16 protein-coding genes are annotated in these 15,903 nt (G+C 66.2%); 6 read left to right on the forward strand and 10 right to left on the reverse strand.

Going from position 1 to position 15,903, the window contains the following annotated elements:
• The first annotated feature begins 1 nt into the window (after position 1).
• Together ACPV3N_RS02750 and ACPV3N_RS02755 are read left to right on the forward strand one after the other, a co-directional pair.
• Complete coding sequence (locus ACPV3N_RS02750) at positions 2–871, forward strand: TauD/TfdA dioxygenase family protein (RefSeq protein WP_440114318.1); 870 nt, start codon at positions 2–4, stop codon at positions 869–871.
• Positions 868–1,641 carry a hypothetical protein gene (locus tag ACPV3N_RS02755; protein ID WP_440114320.1) on the forward strand — a complete coding sequence of 258 codons (774 nt, stop codon included), beginning with the start codon at positions 868–870 and terminating at the stop codon, positions 1,639–1,641. The genes ACPV3N_RS02750 and ACPV3N_RS02755 overlap by 4 nt, the downstream gene beginning before the upstream one ends.
• On the opposite strand, the gene ACPV3N_RS02760 is transcribed toward ACPV3N_RS02755, so the two are convergent.
• The 3 genes from ACPV3N_RS02760 to ACPV3N_RS02770 form a co-directional block, all read right to left on the reverse strand.
• Positions 1,642–2,847, reverse strand: a complete 1,206-nt coding sequence (locus ACPV3N_RS02760; protein WP_440114322.1) for a type III PLP-dependent enzyme domain-containing protein — start codon at positions 2,845–2,847, stop codon at positions 1,642–1,644.
• A gap of 166 nt (positions 2,848–3,013) precedes the next feature.
• Positions 3,014–4,186, reverse strand: coding sequence for a carboxynorspermidine decarboxylase (locus tag ACPV3N_RS02765; protein WP_440114325.1), 1,173 nt, complete (start codon positions 4,184–4,186; stop codon positions 3,014–3,016).
• Positions 4,186–5,397, reverse strand: coding sequence for a saccharopine dehydrogenase family protein (locus ACPV3N_RS02770; protein WP_440114328.1), 1,212 nt, complete (start codon positions 5,395–5,397; stop codon positions 4,186–4,188). The genes ACPV3N_RS02765 and ACPV3N_RS02770 overlap by 1 nt, the downstream gene beginning before the upstream one ends.
• 60 nt (positions 5,398–5,457) lie before the next feature.
• Between ACPV3N_RS02770 and ACPV3N_RS02775 the strand changes: the two genes are divergently transcribed.
• The 3 genes from ACPV3N_RS02775 (at position 5,458) to ACPV3N_RS02785 (ending at position 7,372) form a co-directional block, all read left to right on the forward strand.
• Positions 5,458–6,423 (forward strand): threonine ammonia-lyase, encoded by a 966-nt coding sequence (locus ACPV3N_RS02775; protein ID WP_440114330.1) that lies wholly within the window; start codon positions 5,458–5,460, stop codon positions 6,421–6,423.
• A 65-nt stretch (positions 6,424–6,488) separates the two neighbouring features.
• Positions 6,489–6,938 carry an MAPEG family protein gene (locus tag ACPV3N_RS02780; protein ID WP_440114332.1) on the forward strand — a complete coding sequence of 150 codons (450 nt, stop codon included), beginning with the start codon at positions 6,489–6,491 and terminating at the stop codon, positions 6,936–6,938.
• A gap of 5 nt (positions 6,939–6,943) precedes the next feature.
• The gene (locus ACPV3N_RS02785) at positions 6,944–7,372 is read left to right on the forward strand and encodes an MAPEG family protein (protein ID WP_440117411.1); all 429 of its coding nucleotides are present in this window, start codon (positions 6,944–6,946) and stop codon (positions 7,370–7,372) included.
• A 4-nt stretch (positions 7,373–7,376) separates the two neighbouring features.
• On the opposite strand, the gene trxB is transcribed toward ACPV3N_RS02785, so the two are convergent.
• The 5 genes from trxB to egtB form a co-directional block, all read right to left on the reverse strand.
• Positions 7,377–8,354, reverse strand: a complete 978-nt coding sequence (gene trxB / locus ACPV3N_RS02790; RefSeq protein ID WP_440114335.1) for a thioredoxin-disulfide reductase — start codon at positions 8,352–8,354, stop codon at positions 7,377–7,379.
• Between the two features lie 74 nt (positions 8,355–8,428).
• Entirely contained in the window at positions 8,429–9,205 is a 777-nt protein-coding gene (locus ACPV3N_RS02795) for a tyrosine-protein phosphatase (protein ID WP_440114338.1), read from the reverse strand.
• Between the two features lie 37 nt (positions 9,206–9,242).
• A complete protein-coding gene (locus ACPV3N_RS02800; protein WP_440114341.1) occupies positions 9,243–9,911 on the reverse strand; it encodes a retropepsin-like aspartic protease family protein in 669 nt (222 codons plus the stop codon).
• Positions 9,912–9,953: 42 nt separating this feature from the next.
• Positions 9,954–10,940 (reverse strand): L-histidine N(alpha)-methyltransferase, encoded by a 987-nt coding sequence (gene egtD, locus ACPV3N_RS02805; protein WP_440114344.1) that lies wholly within the window; start codon positions 10,938–10,940, stop codon positions 9,954–9,956.
• The gene (gene egtB / locus ACPV3N_RS02810) at positions 10,940–12,175 is read right to left on the reverse strand and encodes an ergothioneine biosynthesis protein EgtB (protein WP_440114347.1); all 1,236 of its coding nucleotides are present in this window, start codon (positions 12,173–12,175) and stop codon (positions 10,940–10,942) included. Before egtB ends, egtD begins: the two co-directional genes overlap by 1 nt.
• A 155-nt stretch (positions 12,176–12,330) precedes the next feature.
• On the opposite strand from egtB, the gene ACPV3N_RS02815 reads away from it, so the two are divergent.
• Positions 12,331–13,305, forward strand: a complete 975-nt coding sequence (locus tag ACPV3N_RS02815) for a quinone oxidoreductase family protein (RefSeq protein ID WP_440114349.1) — start codon at positions 12,331–12,333, stop codon at positions 13,303–13,305.
• Positions 13,306–13,314: 9 nt separating this feature from the next.
• On the opposite strand, the gene ACPV3N_RS02820 is transcribed toward ACPV3N_RS02815, so the two are convergent.
• Both ACPV3N_RS02820 and ACPV3N_RS02825 read right to left on the reverse strand, forming a co-directional pair.
• Positions 13,315–14,376: a GGDEF domain-containing protein gene (locus ACPV3N_RS02820; RefSeq protein WP_440114352.1), complete on the reverse strand. Its 1,062-nt coding sequence runs from the start codon at positions 14,374–14,376 to the stop codon at positions 13,315–13,317.
• A 58-nt stretch (positions 14,377–14,434) separates the two neighbouring features.
• Positions 14,435–15,808 (reverse strand): class II 3-deoxy-7-phosphoheptulonate synthase, encoded by a 1,374-nt coding sequence (locus tag ACPV3N_RS02825; RefSeq protein ID WP_440117413.1) that lies wholly within the window; start codon positions 15,806–15,808, stop codon positions 14,435–14,437.
• Positions 15,809–15,903: the final 95 nt, after the last annotated feature.

Genomic DNA, 15,903 nt, shown 5'->3' on the forward strand with positions numbered 1-15,903 from the left:
GATGGCCACTGCTGCCGTTCACGACGAGACCGCTGGCGCCGGTTCGCTCGACATTCGCCCGCTTACCCCGGCGATCGGAGCGGAAATCCACGGCATCGACCTGGCCGCGCCCGATGTCACTGCCCGGATACCCGAAATCAGGGCGGCGCTCCTGGACTTCGGCGTCATTTTCTTCCGCGACCAGCACCTCACCCCCGCCCAGCATATCGCCTTCGCACGGCACTTCGGTGATCTCGAAATCCACCCGGCGACGCCGCGAAGCCAGCCCGACCCGGAAATCCTCCGCATCGAGCACGGCCCGGACAGCCGGGGCCGGGAAAACAACTGGCATTCCGATGTCACCTGGCGGGAATGCCCGTCGCTCGGATCGATCCTGCGCGCGGTCGAAGTGCCGGAAGTGGGCGGAGACACCCTGTTCGCCAACATGCACCTCGCCTACGAACGGCTGAGTCCGGAAATGAAGCGATTTTGCGCGGGTCTTACCGCCGTACACGACATAGCGCGGGTCTTCGCCAAGCGCCTCGGCAAGACAACCGAGGATCTGCACGAACGCTATCCGCCGATGCGCCATCCGGTGATCCGTACGCATCCCGAAAGCGGCAAGCAGGTGATCTACGTCAATGTCGGCTTCACCAGCCACATCGAGGGGCTCAGCGAGAAGGAAAGCCGCTGGCTGCTCGACCATCTCTACGCGACCGCCGCCGATCCGGAAATCCAGTGCCGGTTTCGCTGGAAGCCGGGCTCGATCGCGTTCTGGGACAACCGCTTGTGCCAGCACCTCGCTGCGAGCGATTACTACCCTGCGCGGCGGGTGATGGAACGGGTGACGGTAGCGGGCGATCGTCCATTCTTCCGGGGCGACAACCGATGAGCGATCCGCTGGTCGATTGCGGAAACGGCTTCTGGTCGATCCGCGGCGAGTTCCGCATCGGCGGGGTCGTCAACGTCGGCACCCAGTGCGCGCTGGTCGACCGCGGGGACGGCACCTTCCTGTTCCTCGATTCCTACGCGCTCGATGACCGGACGCGATCACGGGTGGACCGGATCACGGGCGGTCCGGCCAACGTCTCAGCGATCGTGAACCTGCACCCATTTCACACCGTCCACTGCGAATGGATGCACCGGGCGTTTCCGCAGGCCGCGCTGTATGGAACGCAGCGCCATCATGAAAAATGGCCCGCTCTGCCTTGGGCAAGCGAGCGGTGCGAGAGCGAGGCGCTCGGCCTCATTTTCGGTGACATATTCGATTTCTCGGTACCGCGCGGGGTCGCGCTGGTGTGCGCGGATGAGAACATCCATTTCAGTTCGGTCCTCGCCCGTCATCGGCCAAGCCGCACGATCCACGTCGACGACACCCTGTCGTACCTGAGCGCACCGTTCCCTCTTTCGCTGCTGCCCATGACCGGCCGGCTCGACTTTCACATGACGCTCGCCAAGGCGCTCGAACCGCGCGCCGGCGCGGCGGATGATTTTCGCGGCTGGGCGATCGGTATCGGGACCGACTGGGCCGACACCGAACGCGTGGCGACCGCGCACAATACCCTGCTCGAAATTGCGCCGGGCAGCTTCCCGGAACTGGTCGGCGCCGCGCTGGGCCGGGTCAAGCCGTTGCTCGACGCGCACCGGTCAAAACACGGCTGATCAGCGCAGGCTCACCACGTTGTCGCTCGCGCGCGGATCCACGCGGTCGCCGCGGTAGAGGCTCGCCATGGGTTCGTCGTCGACGACGATCTGCTCGGCGTTGCCGAAGCCGTTGAAGCCGGTCTTCATCGCCGCGCCGTACGCGCCGAGCATGCCGATCTCGATGTAGTCGCCGGCCTGGATGTCGGCCGGCAGCATGAAGGGACCCTTCATGTAGTCGGCATCGTCGCAGGTCGGCCCGTAAAAGGCGAACTCGGCAAGCGGTTGCTCGAGGTCATCCTCGAGCGCGCGGACGGGAAAGCGCCAGTCGATGTGCGCGGCATCGAACAGCGCGCCATACGCGCCGTCGTTGATGTAGAGTTCCTCGCCGCGACGCTTTTCAACCCGCACGACGAGCGAGGAATATTCGGCGCACAGCGCGCGGCCCGGCTCGCACCACAGCTCGGCGTTGTAGGCGATCGGCAGCGCCTCGAAGTGGCGGTGGATGATCGCGAAGTAATCCTCGAGCGGCGGCGGCTCCATACCGGGGTATTCGCTCGGGAAGCCCCCACCCACGTCGACGACGTCGATGACCACCGAAGCCTCGGCTACCGCGGCACGCACTCGCTCAAGCGCCTGGACGTAGGCGAAAGGCGTCATCGCCTGGCTGCCGACGTGGAAGCACACGCCCAGCCAGTCGCAGTGCTGGCGCGTGACGCGCAGCAGTTCGGCCGCATCGGCAAGGTCGACGCCGAACTTGGCAGCGAGGCTGAGCTCGGAATATTCGGAGCTTACGCGCAGGCGCACGAGTAGCCGCAGGTCCTTCGCCTGCTCGCCGTCTTCGCCGCGGGTGGCATCGATGATCTTCTCCAGCTCCTCGATCGTGTCGAGGCTGAAGGTCTTCACGCCATGCTCGAAATAGGCTTCGCGGATCGCCCGGGGCGTCTTCACCGGGTGCATGAAGCACAGCGTCGCCTCGGGCAGCTCGGCGCGCACGAGCCGGACTTCCGCGATCGAGGCGACGTCGTAGTGCGTCACCCCGCTGCCCCACAGGATGCGGATCAGTTCGGGCGAGGGATTAGCCTTCACAGCGTAGAGCGACCTGCCCGGAAACTTCTCGACGAAGAAACGGGCGGCGCGCGCAGCGGCGTGCGGGCGGTTGAGAATGACCGGTTCGTCCGGCGCGAGGGCGCGAACTACAGACCGGGCGTCAGGATGATGGTGCAACTCAAGGGACCCCCAAACGGTTTTGTTCGGACAAGGCAGCCTTGCGGTTATGGAAGTCCCCTTGGGGCTGCGGGGTGCGCGTATATCGGCGCGCGCGTGAACCGCAAGTGAAAATGAGCGGTTTGCGAAACAACCTTGCGCCGGACGGGGCGTGCCTCAGCTCCGTTCAGCTGAGCCTGTCGCGAAAGTCCTCGTAGCCGAACTGCTTGATCTGCTCGAGCGAATCGGTGTCGCTGTCCCACAGCCAGATCGATGGCAGCTGCACCCCGTTAAAGGTGTTGGTCTTGACCATCGAGTAGTGAGCCTGGTCGAGGAACGCGATGCGTTCACCGGGCTCGTTGGGCACGGGCAGGCGATAATCGCCGATAACGTCCCCCGCGAGACACGAGGGCCCACCGAGGCGGATCGGTTCGCCCTCCCCGCTCTCGTTCAGCATCGCGGGCCGGTACGGCGCTTCGATCACGTCGGGCATGTGGCAGGTGGCCGAAATGTCGACAATCGCGACAGGCAACCCGTTCCAGTGCGAATCGAGGATCGTGCCGACAAGGATGCCCGCATCGAGCGCGACTGCCTCGCCCGGCTCGAGATATATTTCTGCCCCGGTGTCATCCTTGGCGTCGCGCAGGAACTCGACCAGTTCCTCGCGCTGGTAATCGGCGCGGGTGACGTGATGACCGCCGCCCATGTTGATCCACTTGAGCTGGCCGAACCACGGCTCGATCGCGTCGAACACCGTGTCCCACGTGGCCTTCAGCGGCTCGAAATCCTGTTCGCACAGGTTGTGAAAGTGGATGCCATCGACCTGTTCCATGATTTCGGGCGTGAGCTGGTCGACCGGGAAGCCGAGGCGGCTCCCCGGGCTCGACGGATCGTAGCGCGGCACCTCGCCCTGCGGACACAGCGGGTTGATCCTGAGGCCGACATCGAAATCCTGTCCGCTCGCACGGGCTGCGTCGAGGATCGGCCGGTAGCGCTCGAGCTGGCCGGGCGAGTTGAAGATCACGTGATCCGACAGCCGGCAGACCTCCTCGAGCTCGTCGGGCTTGTAGGCGGCGCAGTACGTCGCGATCTCGCCGTCGTAGAACTCGCTGGCGAGCCGCGCCTCCCACAGCCCGCTGGTGCAGACCCCGTCGAGATACTCACCCACGATCGGCGCGACAGACCACATGCTGAACGCCTTGAGAGCGGCGAGCACCTTGATATCGGCCGCGTCGCGGATGTCGGCGAGGACCTGCAGGTTGGCGCGCAACTTCGCCGCATCGACCACGAACGCCGGCGAATCGACGCGATTGAGGTCGAACCGGGCAAAAGCCCCCGGATCGCCGGCACGGGTTTCCATCAGAAGGCGACCGGCCCGTCCAGCTCCTCGACCGTCCACGGCAAGCCGTCCGAATTCAGCATTTCCATGAACGGATCCGGGTCCATCTGCTCCATGTTGAAAACACCTTCGCCCGACCACTTGCCGGTCACCATCAGTGCGCTGCCGATCATCGCCGGAACCCCGGTGGTGTAGCTGACGGCCTGGTTGCCGGTTTCCTCGAAGGCCTTTTCGTGGCTGCAAATGTTCTTGATGTAGAAAGTCTTTTCGCCCGATCCGTCGAGCGCCTCGCCGGTGGCTATCACCCCGATGTTGGTATTGCCCTTTGTCGTCTCGCCCAGCGTTTCGGGCTTCGGCAGCACGGCGGCGAGGAACTGGAGCGGAATGATCTCCCTGCCCTGGTAGCGGATCGGCTCGATCGAGGTCATGCCGACGTTCTGCAGCACGGTCAGGTGAGTGATGTAGGCATCGCCGAAGGTCATCCAGAACCGCGCGCGCTCCAGCTCGGGGACGAACTTCGCGAGGCTTTCCAGCTCCTCGTGGTACATGAGATAGGCATTCTTCTTGCCGACCGCCTCGAAATCGAACTCGGTCTTCACCTGCATCGCCGGGGTCTCTACCCACTCGCCATTTTCCCAGTGGCGAGCGGGCGCGGTGACCTCGCGGATGTTGATCTCGGGATTGAAATTGGTCGCGAAGTGCTGCCCGTGATCGCCGCCGTTGCAGTCGAGAATGTCGAGCTGGCGGATGGTCTTGAGCTTGTGCTTCTTGAGCCACATCGTGAACACGCTGGTCACGCCCGGGTCGAAGCCGGAGCCGAGCAGCGCCATCAACCCTGCCTCCTTGAAACGGTCGTGATAGGCCCACTGCCACTTGTATTCGAACTTCGCCTCGTCCTTTGGCTCGTAGTTCGCGGTGTCGAGGTAGTTCACCCCCGCTTCGAGGCAGGCATCCATGATCGGCAGGTCCTGGTACGGCAGCGCGAGGTTGACCACGAGGCTGGGCTGCACCTTGCGGATCAAGTTGACCATCGCCGGCACTTCCTCGGCATCGATCGAGTAGGTTGCGACGTCCTGCCCGGTACGCTCCTTCACGCTGGCCGCGATCGCATCGCATTTCGATTTCGTGCGGCTGGCGAGATGAATGTCGGAGAAGATCTCCGCGTTCATCGCCATCTTGTGGACGCAGACCGAGCTCACTCCGCCCGCACCGATTACCAGGACTGTCGACATTTTGGCTCCCATCGGGATTCGCTGATTGGCTGTACAGGGCGAACGCACTAGTCGGACCGAATGTTTCGCGAAAGCCCCCGGAACCCGACGCGCGAAGGAGTGATGCGCGCCGCGCAGAAGATCGCCGCGCTCGTGCCGCCGACCCCGCTCTTGCCGGTCGAGGTCTGCGGCGTGCGCATCCATGTCAAATGCGACAACCTGCAACCGATCGGTGCTTTCAAGATCCGAGGCGCGTGGCACCGCCTGACCGACCTGACTCCTCAGGAGCGGGCGGCGGGGGTCGTAGCGGTGTCGAGCGGCAACCACGCCCAGGGCGTCGCATTTGCGGCGCGCAAGCTCGGGATCGAGGCGGCGATCGTCATGCCCGCGGATGCGCCGCGAGTGAAGCTCGCCGCGACCCGCGCGCTGGACGCCGAGGTCATCCTCTACGACCGCGCCGGGGGCGAGGATCGCGACATCATCGCCAATGCCCTGTGCGACGAGCGCGGGCGGACCCTTGTCCACGCCTACGCCGACCCGTGGGTGATCGAGGGACAGGGCAGCATGGGGATCGAGATCGCCGAACAGCTCGGCCATGAGCCCACCCGCATCGTCGTATGCTGCGGCGGCGGCGGGCTTGCGGCCGGCCTCGCGCTCGCCTGCCCTTCGAGCGCGATCGTGCCGGTGGAACCCGAAGGCTGGGACGATGTCGCGCGCAGTCTGGTCAGCGGCGAAATCCAGCGCGTGGGACCAAACCCGCCCGCGACGGCCTGCGACGCGATCCAGACGCCGAGCACTGCGCCGGTGAACTTCGCCGTTCTCAAGGACCGCGCCGAACCGGGGGTCGCCGTATCCGACGCGGAAGTGCGCGAGGCACAGCGATTCGCGTTTTCCCGGCTGCGCCTTGTGGTGGAACCCGGCGGCGCCGCGGCGCTGGCCGCCGTGCTTGCCGGCAAGGTCCCGCTCGACGATGGCACGGTGGTCACCCTGACCGGAGGCAACACCGACGCGCAGGCGTTTGCCAAGGTGCTGTCCACGAACGACTAGCCGCGTTTGACAACCCGTTGCCACGCGCGCAGTTTCGCGCCGGGTCGCGTAGAGGGGAAATCACGATGCAGGCTCAGATGCTGGCGCCGGCGGCAGTGCTCGTCGCGTGGACGCTTGTCATGTTGGTGTGGACCGCTGCCACGCGCTTTCCGGCGATGAAGCGCGCCGGGATGGATCTCGGCAAGGCAAAGCCGGGCGGGCGCGGACAGGACCTCGAAGGGGTGATCGACGAGCGCGCGAACTGGAAGTCGCACAACTACTCGCACCTCGTCGAGCAACCGACGCTGTTCTATGCTGTTTCGCTCGTAATCGCGCTGCTGGGTCCGACTCCGACCGCGATCCTGTTCGCGTGGATCTACGTCGCGCTGCGAATCGCCCATTCGCTGTGGCAGGCCCTGGTCAACGTGGTGGCGGTGCGCTTCGTGCTGTTCATGCTGTCGACTGCCGCGCTGGTCGTCCTGTCGGTCATCGCCCTTGCCATTACCCTGTTTCCCAACCCGGGAGTCGTCGCGTGATCGGGATGGAGATCCTCAAGCCCGTCGTGGCGCTGCTGGCCTGGACGATGGTCATGTGGCTGTGGATGTACGCGACCCGCATCCCGGCCATGAACAGGGCGGGCCTGGTCGAACCGGGGATGACCGGCACGACCGGCGCCGGCCTTCGCGAAAAGCTGCCCGACGCGGTCAACTGGAAGGCGGACAACTACAACCACCTGCACGAGGCGCCAACGGTGTTCTACGCGGTCGCGCTGGTCCTTGCGATCATCGGCCACGGAGACGGCCTGAATGCCGTAATCGCTTGGATTTACGTCGGGCTGCGCATCGTCCACTCGATCGTGCAGGCGACGGTGAACCGGGTGATGGTCCGCTTCGCCCTGTTCGCGCTATCGAGCCTCGCCTTGATCGCGCTGATCCTCCACGCGGCGATCCCGCTGTTCGACCTTCACTGAGGTATCAGGCGGCGGCTTCCTGCGCTGCCTGACCTTTCGCGAACTCGATCTCGGCAAGGAAACGTTCCGCGTCCAGCGCCGCCATGCACCCGGTGCCCGCCGCAGTAACCGCCTGCCGGTAGACATGGTCCATCACGTCGCCGCATGCGAATACCCCGGGTATCGCCGTCTTCGGGGTGCCCGGCTCCACCTTGAGATAGCCGCCGTCGATCATCTCGAGCTTGCCCTTGAACAGCTCTGTGGAGGGCGCGTGGCCGATAGCGACGAACGCACCGTCTGCGGCGAAATCGGTCGTCTCGCCCGTGACGGTGTCCTTGAGGACGAGGTGCGTGAGGCCGCCGGCGAGCGGGTCACCCACGAATTGCTCGACGGTCTTGTTCCACAGCACCTTGATCTTCGGATTGGCGAACAGGCGTTCCTGCAGGATCTTCTCGCTGCGCAGTTCGTCGCGGCGATGGATCAGCGTCACGTCGTCCGAATGATTGGTGAGGTAAAGCGCTTCCTCGACCGCGGTGTTGCCGCCGCCGATCACCGCGACCTTCTTGCCGCGATAGAAGAAACCGTCGCACGTCGCGCAGGCCGAAACGCCCTTGCCGCCCAGTTCCTGCTCCCCGGGAACGCCAAGCCACTTGGCCTGTGCTCCGGTCGCTATGACAAGGGTGTCCCCTTCATAGATGTCGCCGCTGTCACCGATCGCACGGAACGGAGGTCCGGACAGGTCGACGTCGACGATCGTGTCCCACATCATCCGCGTCCCCACGTGCTCCGCCTGCGCCTGCATTTCCTGCATCAGCCACGGGCCCTGGATGACGTCCTTGAAGCCCGGGTAATTCTCGACGTCGGTGGTGATCGTGAGCTGACCCCCCGGCTGGAGCCCCTGCACGACGATCGGCTCCATCATTGCGCGGGCGCCATAAATCGCGGCCGAAAGTCCGGCAGGGCCCGAGCCGATAATGAGCATGCGCGTCTTGTGGATTGCCATCGATTCCTCCGTCTCCGCGGCGAGATAGGAGCGCGACGGCCCGAAATCGAGTCGCGACCTGCCCGCTATCCCCGTCAGGCGATAAACTTCTCCCGAAGGGTGTCGCGCAGGCGCTCGTCGACACCCACTTTCTCCGCCAGCCAGCCATCGAACGAGCCTGCGATCCCGCTCGCTGTCTGGTGAAAGCGAAAGAGATAGTCCTCGTGCACCTCGAGAAGCGCGCGGATTGCCTCCTCGTCCAGCTTTCGCCCCAGCCGGGCCTCGATTCCCGGAACCGACTGCGCGCGCAGCACATGCAGCGTCGGCGACGAGTTGGTCAGCAGGAACTCGTGCTTCTGGTCGGTTTTCGAGACCCCGAGGACGTGAAGCAGGATCGTTGCCGCGATGCCGGTCCGGTCCTTGCCCGCGAAACAGTGAACCAAGCTCGCCCCGTCGCGCTCTGCGAGGGCGCGCAGATACCGGCCGAACATGACTTGCATCGCCGGATTGTCCGGCATCCGGGTGTACACCGCCATCATCCGCTCGCGGGCATACTGGGCGGTGGTCACTTCGGGCCCGACGTCCATGTGGGGCGGACTGGAGCTCGTCTCGCCGTCGTGGGCTACGACCTCGCCTCCCCAGCCGACATGGCGCCGGCACGGATTGCTCGTGCGTTCACTGACGCCGCGCAGGTCGATCACGGTGCGGATGCCGAGCGCCGCGATCGCCGCCAGGTCCGCGTCGGTCGCGCCCACGTGCTGTCCCGACCGGTAGAGCAGGCCGCGCCGGACTCTGCCCCCCTCTGCCGCGTAGCCGCCATAGTCGCGGAAGTTGTGGATGCCTTCGAATGACGGGACGTAGTGTTCGCTCATGCCGCCGCCCTGCCAGCAGCAGCAGCGGGCGGCAAGGTCACTCGGCGGCGACCGGTTGCGGGTTATGCGGCCGCAGGATCATTGTCTGCCCTTCGACACGCCACGACGCGAGGCGCGAGAGGAGGTTCATCCCGATCACGTTGGTTTCGCCGATATTCGGCGCGATGACGGCGTCGAGGCCGCCGGCCTTGATGTTGCCGAAGCGCAGCGTATCGATCGTCGTGAGTTCGGCGGAAACCGTGCCGTTGGCGGTCGATATGCGGACAGGCAAACCTCCCGAGCGGGGATTGAGGCCGGCATGGCGCGCGACCGGCACCGACACAGCCGTCAGCGTAGCGCCGGTATCGACGAGAAACGGCGCCGCAAAGCCGTTGACCTCGGCGCGAATCCAGAAATGTCCGTCGGGCGCCATCGCCACCCGGGTCTCGCCGCCTGCAACCGTCTGCGTCGGCAGCCCCAGTTCGGGCACCGCGACGTCGAGCCGCGGGTCAAATCGCGAAACCTGCAGCACGACGACGACGAGAATGCCTGCCAGCATGAGCGTGCTCGCCCCCGCGAGCGTCCGGCCGACAGCGGAACCGCGACGCGCGATCGCGCTTCCTACGAAACTGCCGACGATCGCGGCGACAGTCGCCATCAGCAGACCCGACCGCGGAACTTCGCGGATGATGTCGGCGGCAGCGTCAACGATCGATTTGAAGTCCATCTTCCACGAGATAATAGCGCACCACCGCTTTCGCCACCATGACTAGGGCGCGCTGCGCGGCACCGTCGCATCGGCGAGTATCATCGAGAACCGGTCCTGCGAATCGGTCCACCGCCTGAGCGGGGTCCACCCGCCAGCCAGCAACAGCAGCGTCGCGCTGCGGCGCGAGAACTTGTGGCTGTTTTCGGTATGGATCGTCTCGCCCTCGCGCATCTCGAACCGGCGCCCGGCAACCTCGAAGGCGATATCGCGCGTCGCCTGCAGGTGCATTTCGATGCGCGCGAAGTCGTCGTTCCACCGGGCAACATGCCGCAGTGCGTCGAGGGGAAGCGTGCCGCCTAGTTCACGGTTGATCCGCGCCGCGAGATTGCAGTTGAACCGCGCGGTTACCCCGGCCGCGTCGTCATACGCCGCCTCGAGCACCGGCGCCTCCTTGATGAGGTCCATGCCGATCAGCAGCTGACTGCCCTCGCCCAGCGTCGCCCGCATCGTCCGCAGAAGGTCGGTTGCGGTGCGGGCGACCATGTTGCCGATCGTCGAGCCGGGGAAGAAACCGAGCTTGGGCATGTCGGCCACCGCGCTTGGCAATTCTACCTTGCGCATGAAGTCGGCCTCGACCGGATGGACCGGGAGCCCGGGAAACTTCGCTGCCAGCGCTTCTGCCGATGCGCGCAGGAAGTCGCCGGCGATGTCGAGGGGGACATAGGCCGCAGGCGCGATCGCATCGAGCAGCAGCGGCGTCTTGACCGAGCTGCCGGACCCGAACTCGACTACCGCGCGCCCTTTACCGATATAATCGCGGAATTCTGCGCCGCGCGACGACAGGATCTCGGTTTCGGCGCGGGTGGGATAATATTCGGGAAGCTGGGTGATGTCCTCGAACAGCTCGGACCCGATATCGTCGTAGAACCACCGCGCGGGAATCGCCTTCTGCGGTTCCGAGAGACCCTGAAGCACGTCGGAGCGAAAGGCGGTCGCCACGCCGTTCTCGTCTACCTCGACAAGATTGAGGCTTTCGTTGGTCCGCATCACGCGTCCCTGGCCAGGCGCAGACCGGTGAACTGCCAGCGCTGGTGAGGATAGAAGAAATTGCGATAACTGGCGCGCGAGTGCCCGCGAACGGTCGCACAGCTCGCCCCGCGCAGGACGACCTGTCCGCTCATGAACTTGCCGTTGTATTCCCCCACTGCCCCCTCTGCGGGGCGAAAGCGCGGGTATGGCAGGTAGGCCGAACGGGTGAACTGCCAGCAATCGCCGAACAGGTCGTTCCCGCCGCGCGGGAGCGGCGGCTTCGCCCCGTCGAGCTGGTTCCCGCCGGCCGGATCATGACCCTGCGCGATGGCTTCCCATTCGAACTCGGTCGGCAGGCGGGCGCCAGCCCAGCTCGCGAACGCGTCCGCCTCGAAGTGCGAGATGTGCGTCACCGGCGCATGCGGATCGCGACGCTGCCACCCGGCATGCGTGAACGCGTCTTCGCCTCGCCAATACAGCGGAGCCACGATGCCCTCCTGCTGCACCCAGGCCCAGCCATCGGACAGCCAGAGCGATGCGGTCCGGTAGCCTCCGTCGTCGATGAAATCCTGCCATTCCGCGTTGGTCACCAACCGGTCGGCAAGCACGAACGGCTCGAGCAGGACCCGGTGCGCGGGTCCCTCGTTGTCGAAGCCAAAGCCGTTGCCCTCGTGGCCGATGCGGGCAATGCCTCCGGGGTGCCGGTGCCAGCCCATTTCGCCGGCCGGTTCCGCGGCGGTCGCCGCCTCGTCCCACATAGCTGGACCCAGCGGGTTCTGGAACAGCGCGTGCTTGATGTCCGTCAGCAGGAGTTCGTGGTGCTGCTGTTCGTGCGCGATGCCAAGCTCGACAAGCGGCGCCAGAGCGGGATCGCCGAGCAAGGGGGCCATCGCCGCGGTCGCGTGGGCGCGCCAATCGAGGATCTCGTCGAGGGACGGTCGAGAGAGCATCCCGCGCTTCCCGCGCATCAGCCGGTCGCCCTCGGCCTCGTAATAGGAATTGAAAAGATATGGCCACTCCCCGTGCCGCAGGCGATATTCCTTCGCGTGGTCGCGCAGCAGGAAGGTTTCCCAGAACCACGTGGTGTGCGCGAGGTGCCACTTCGTAGGACTGGCATCCTCCATCGACTGGATCGTCGCGTCGGCATCGGTGAGGGGCGCGGCGAGCGCCTCGCTCAGCGAGCGGGTTCGGGCGAAGCGTTCCGCCAGGCCGGGGGCGGTGTCCGCGCCGGCGCGGACCGATGGCTGGGGCACACGAAAATCCTTCTGTCGCTACCAGTCCTGATCCATGATGGCCGAACCGCCTTGACATAGGAAGGCTTCCGTTCGTTTTTCGTTCCCTGCAAGGCATTTACGGGTTGCGCCGGGCCCTTCGCACCTTATTCCGGCCTTCGAAAGGCAGGCGAGGCATGCGGACCAGGCAGGCGATCATCGAAAGGACCGGCGGGCCCGAGGTCATCGCCTGGCGCGAGGTCGACCTTCCCGACCCAGGACCCGGCGAAGTCCTGCTGCGGCATGAGGCGATCGGCCTCAACTACATCGATACCTATCACCGATCAGGCCTCTACCCGATCGACCTGCCCGGGACACTCGGTCTCGAGGCTGCGGGTATCGTCGAGGCCGTTGGCGACGGCGTGAGCCTGTCGGTGGGTGACCGCGTGGCAACATTCGGTCCCAACCGGGCGGCTTATTCCGACGCGCAGATCGCAGCCGAGGCCAGCCTGTTCAGTGTGCCGGATACGATCGGGCTCGACGTCGCGGCGGCGGTCCTGCTCAAGGGACTCACGACCGAGATGCTGGCCGAACGGGTCGCCCCGCTGGCCGCGGGCGACTGGGCGCTCGTCCACGCGGCTGCCGGCGGGGTCGGTCAGCTGCTCGTCCAATGGCTGGCCGCCCGCGGCGTGCGCGTGATCGCGACCGCCGGTTCGGCGGACAAGCGCGACAGGGCTGTCGAGCTAGGAGCCGAGCATGCCTTCGATACCGGAGCGACCGATCTTTCCGAACTGGTCCGCGCGGTGACGAGCGGAGCCGGGGTCCGCGCAAGTTACGATGGAGTAGGCCGAGCAACGTGGGAAGCCTCGCTCCGCGCCACCGGGCGCCGCGGGATCATCGCCAGCTTCGGCAACGCGAGCGGGCCGGTAACCGGGATCGACCTCGGCGCGCTCGCAGCCGCCGGATCGCTGTTCGTCACGCGCCCTACGCTGTTCGACTATTACCGCGAGCCCGCCGAACGCGCCGAGGGCAACAGAAAGCTCTGGTCGCTGATCGAACAGGGCAAGCTGGCGGTCGAGATCGGCCAGACCTACCGGCTCGAGGACGCGGCGCAGGCTCATCGCGACCTCGAGGCGCGCAAGACCGTCGGGTCGACCATCCTGCGGCCCTGAAGGGGCCCGTCAGGCAGCGCGGCGGACACAGTCGCGGCCCGAAGCCTTCGCCTCGTAAAGCGCCGCGTCGGCGCGGGCGAACAGCGCCAGTGCCGCGTCGCCCTCGCGCCAGCCGGCATAGCCGACGCTGACCGTGACCGGGGGCACGCCTGCGGTTCCGCTTTCACGCGCTACCGCACGGCGCAACCGGTCCGCGCATGCACGCGCGACGGCGAGGTCTGCGCCCCGCAGGATGCAGAGAAACTCTTCGCCGCCGATCCGCGCGACGAGATCGCCGGTGCGAACCGCCCTGCGCGCGATCTCCGCGACCTTGACCAGCACCGCGTCGCCAGCGGGGTGGCCATGACGGTCGTTCACTGACTTGAAGTGATCGATGTCGAAGATAAGCAGGACGAGCGGTTCGGCCTGCTGCGCCGCGGCCAGCGCACCGCGGTCGGCTTCCGCCATGGCGCGGCGACGATTGGCGAGGCCCGTAAGGGGGTCGGTCTCCGACAGGCGCAGCGCTTCCTCGGCCGCTGCGATCGCCTCGCCCTTTTCCCGCGCCAGTTCCGCCTCTCGCCTGCGGGCCTCGGTGACGTCGAGCGCCACCCCCTGTCGCTCGACCAGCTTGCCGGTCGCAGGATCGAATTCGTTCCGCACTACGACCCGCAGCGTGCGCATCTCGCCATCGACCCGGCGGGCGGCGAATTCGAAAGCGAAGGGCCGGGAATCGCGCTTGTGCTGTTCGAGCGCGCCGTAGAAAGCCGCCCCTCCGTCCGGCATCATTTCGCACAGCGTTTCGAAGTCGGGGGTCATGCCTGGCGGAAAACCCGTGATCCGGCTCAGCCCCGACGACCATTCGGGCACACCATCGGGCCGGGCGCGCCAGCGGCCAAGCCCGGCCAGTTCCTCGGCCATGGCAACGAGGGCGAAACTGCGGGCGAGGCTCCTGTCGCGGCTGCGCAGCCGGTTGCCGAGGTCGCGCACCCTTCCCGCCAGGACGACGGCCGTTATCGCTACCGCCGCCGCGAGCGCGATGCCGGCGAACTCTAAGCCCGCGCGCCAGTCAATGCTTGCGATTCCCCCGCCCACCTCACGGCCATAGCGGCCCGCGGTTTAGGCGGCGCTGCGTTAGCCTAGGTAAACTTCCCTAGGCTGCCGCTGCGGGCCGGCCCTGAGCCTCGAGGTTGAGCATTTCGGCGAGCAGGAAGGCGAGCTCGATCGACTGCGCCGCATTGAGCCGCGGGTCGCAGTGCGTGTGATAGCGGTCGCCCAGCGCCTCGTCGGTGATCGCGACCGCGCCGCCAACGCACTCGGTCACGTCCTGTCCGGTCATTTCGATATGGATGCCGCCGGCGTGCGTGCCTTCCGCCCGATGGACCGCGAAAAAGCCCTTCACTTCGGACAGGATGCGGTCGAACGGACGGGTCTTGTAGCCGCTGTCCGACTTCACGACGTTGCCGTGCATCGGGTCGCAACTCCATACCACCGGGTGTCCTTCGCGCTGGACCGCGCGAACGAGGCGTGGCAGGCCCGCCTCCACCTTGTCGTGGCCGAACCGGCTGATCAGCGTCATCCGTCCCGGCTCGCGCGCCGGGTTGAGGATATCGAGCAGCCGCAAGAGATCGTCGGGCGCGAGGCTCGGGCCGCACTTCATGCCCAGCGGGTTGCCGATTCCGCGCGCGAATTCGACGTGGGCGCTGCCGGGAAACCGTGTGCGGTCGCCGATCCAGACCATGTGCGCGCTGGTATCGTACCAGTCGCCCGTAAGGCTGTCCTGGCGCGTCAGCGCCTGCTCGTAGGGAAGCAGCAGCGCTTCGTGGCTGGTGTAGAACGTCGTTCGTTCGAGCTGGGGCAAGGTCTCCGGGTTGACCCCGCAAGCTTCCATGAAATCGAGCGATTCCCCGATCCGGTCGGCGACGTCCCTGAACTTGTCGGCCCAGGGACTGCGACCCATGAAATCGAGCGTCCAGCGGTGGACCTGGCGCAGGTTGGCGTATCCCCCGCCGGCGAACGCGCGCAGCAGGTTGAGCGTGGCGGCGGCCTGCGAGTAGGCGCGCACCATGCGCTGCGGGTCGTTGCGGCGGGTGTCGGCGTCGAACTCGATCCCGTTGACGTTGTCGCCAAAGTAGCTCGGCAACGTGACCGACCCTTGGGTTTCGGTGTCGGAGCTTCGCGGCTTGGCGAACTGGCCCGCCATCCGCCCGACCTTCACCACGGGCCGCTTGCTGGCGAACGTCAGCACGACCGCCATCTGCAGCAGCACGCGGAACGTGTCGCGGATGTTGTTCGGATGGAATTCGGCAAAGCTTTCGGCGCAGTCGCCGCCCTGGAGCAGGAAACCGTGCCCCCTGGCCACCGCGCCAAGATCGGCCTTCAGCGCGCGCGCTTCACCGGCGAAGACCAGCGGCGGATAGCTTGCCAGCGTCTGTTCGGCGACCGCCAGCGCGGCGGCATCTTCATAGCGCGGCAGGTGGCGCGCTTCGTGCGCCTGCCAGCTTTCAGGGGTCCAGTTGCTTGCCACGGTCATTTCGTCGGTCGTTGCGGGGAAACACGCTTTCTAGGCGCGCACGCACCGAACCGCAAAGCTGCCGTCAGGCCAAGCGGGATAATCTTGGC

Origin of the sequence: Tsuneonella sediminis (assembly GCF_051912845.1) — a bacterium.
Lineage (GTDB): Bacteria > Pseudomonadota > Alphaproteobacteria > Sphingomonadales > Sphingomonadaceae > Tsuneonella > Tsuneonella sediminis.

Excerpts from the sequence above, each read along its gene's own strand:
- ACPV3N_RS02750 (WP_440114318.1), top strand. The coding sequence starts at position 2 with ATGGCCACTGCTGCCGTTCACGACGAGACCGCTGGCGCCGGTTCGCTC.
- ACPV3N_RS02755 (WP_440114320.1), top strand. The coding sequence starts at position 868 with ATGAGCGATCCGCTGGTCGATTGCGGAAACGGCTTCTGGTCGATCCGC.
- ACPV3N_RS02765 (WP_440114325.1), bottom strand. The coding sequence starts at position 4,186 with ATGGAAACCCGTGCCGGCGATCCGGGGGCTTTTGCCCGGTTCGACCTC.
- ACPV3N_RS02770 (WP_440114328.1), bottom strand. The coding sequence starts at position 5,397 with ATGTCGACAGTCCTGGTAATCGGTGCGGGCGGAGTGAGCTCGGTCTGC.
- ACPV3N_RS02775 (WP_440114330.1), top strand. The coding sequence starts at position 5,458 with ATGTTTCGCGAAAGCCCCCGGAACCCGACGCGCGAAGGAGTGATGCGC.
- ACPV3N_RS02780 (WP_440114332.1), top strand. The coding sequence starts at position 6,489 with ATGCAGGCTCAGATGCTGGCGCCGGCGGCAGTGCTCGTCGCGTGGACG.
- ACPV3N_RS02785 (WP_440117411.1), top strand. The coding sequence starts at position 6,944 with ATGGAGATCCTCAAGCCCGTCGTGGCGCTGCTGGCCTGGACGATGGTC.
- trxB (WP_440114335.1), bottom strand. The coding sequence starts at position 8,354 with ATGGCAATCCACAAGACGCGCATGCTCATTATCGGCTCGGGCCCTGCC.
- ACPV3N_RS02795 (WP_440114338.1), bottom strand. The coding sequence starts at position 9,205 with ATGAGCGAACACTACGTCCCGTCATTCGAAGGCATCCACAACTTCCGC.
- ACPV3N_RS02800 (WP_440114341.1), bottom strand. The coding sequence starts at position 9,911 with ATGGACTTCAAATCGATCGTTGACGCTGCCGCCGACATCATCCGCGAA.
- egtD (WP_440114344.1), bottom strand. The coding sequence starts at position 10,940 with ATGCGGACCAACGAAAGCCTCAATCTTGTCGAGGTAGACGAGAACGGC.
- ACPV3N_RS02815 (WP_440114349.1), top strand. The coding sequence starts at position 12,331 with ATGCGGACCAGGCAGGCGATCATCGAAAGGACCGGCGGGCCCGAGGTC.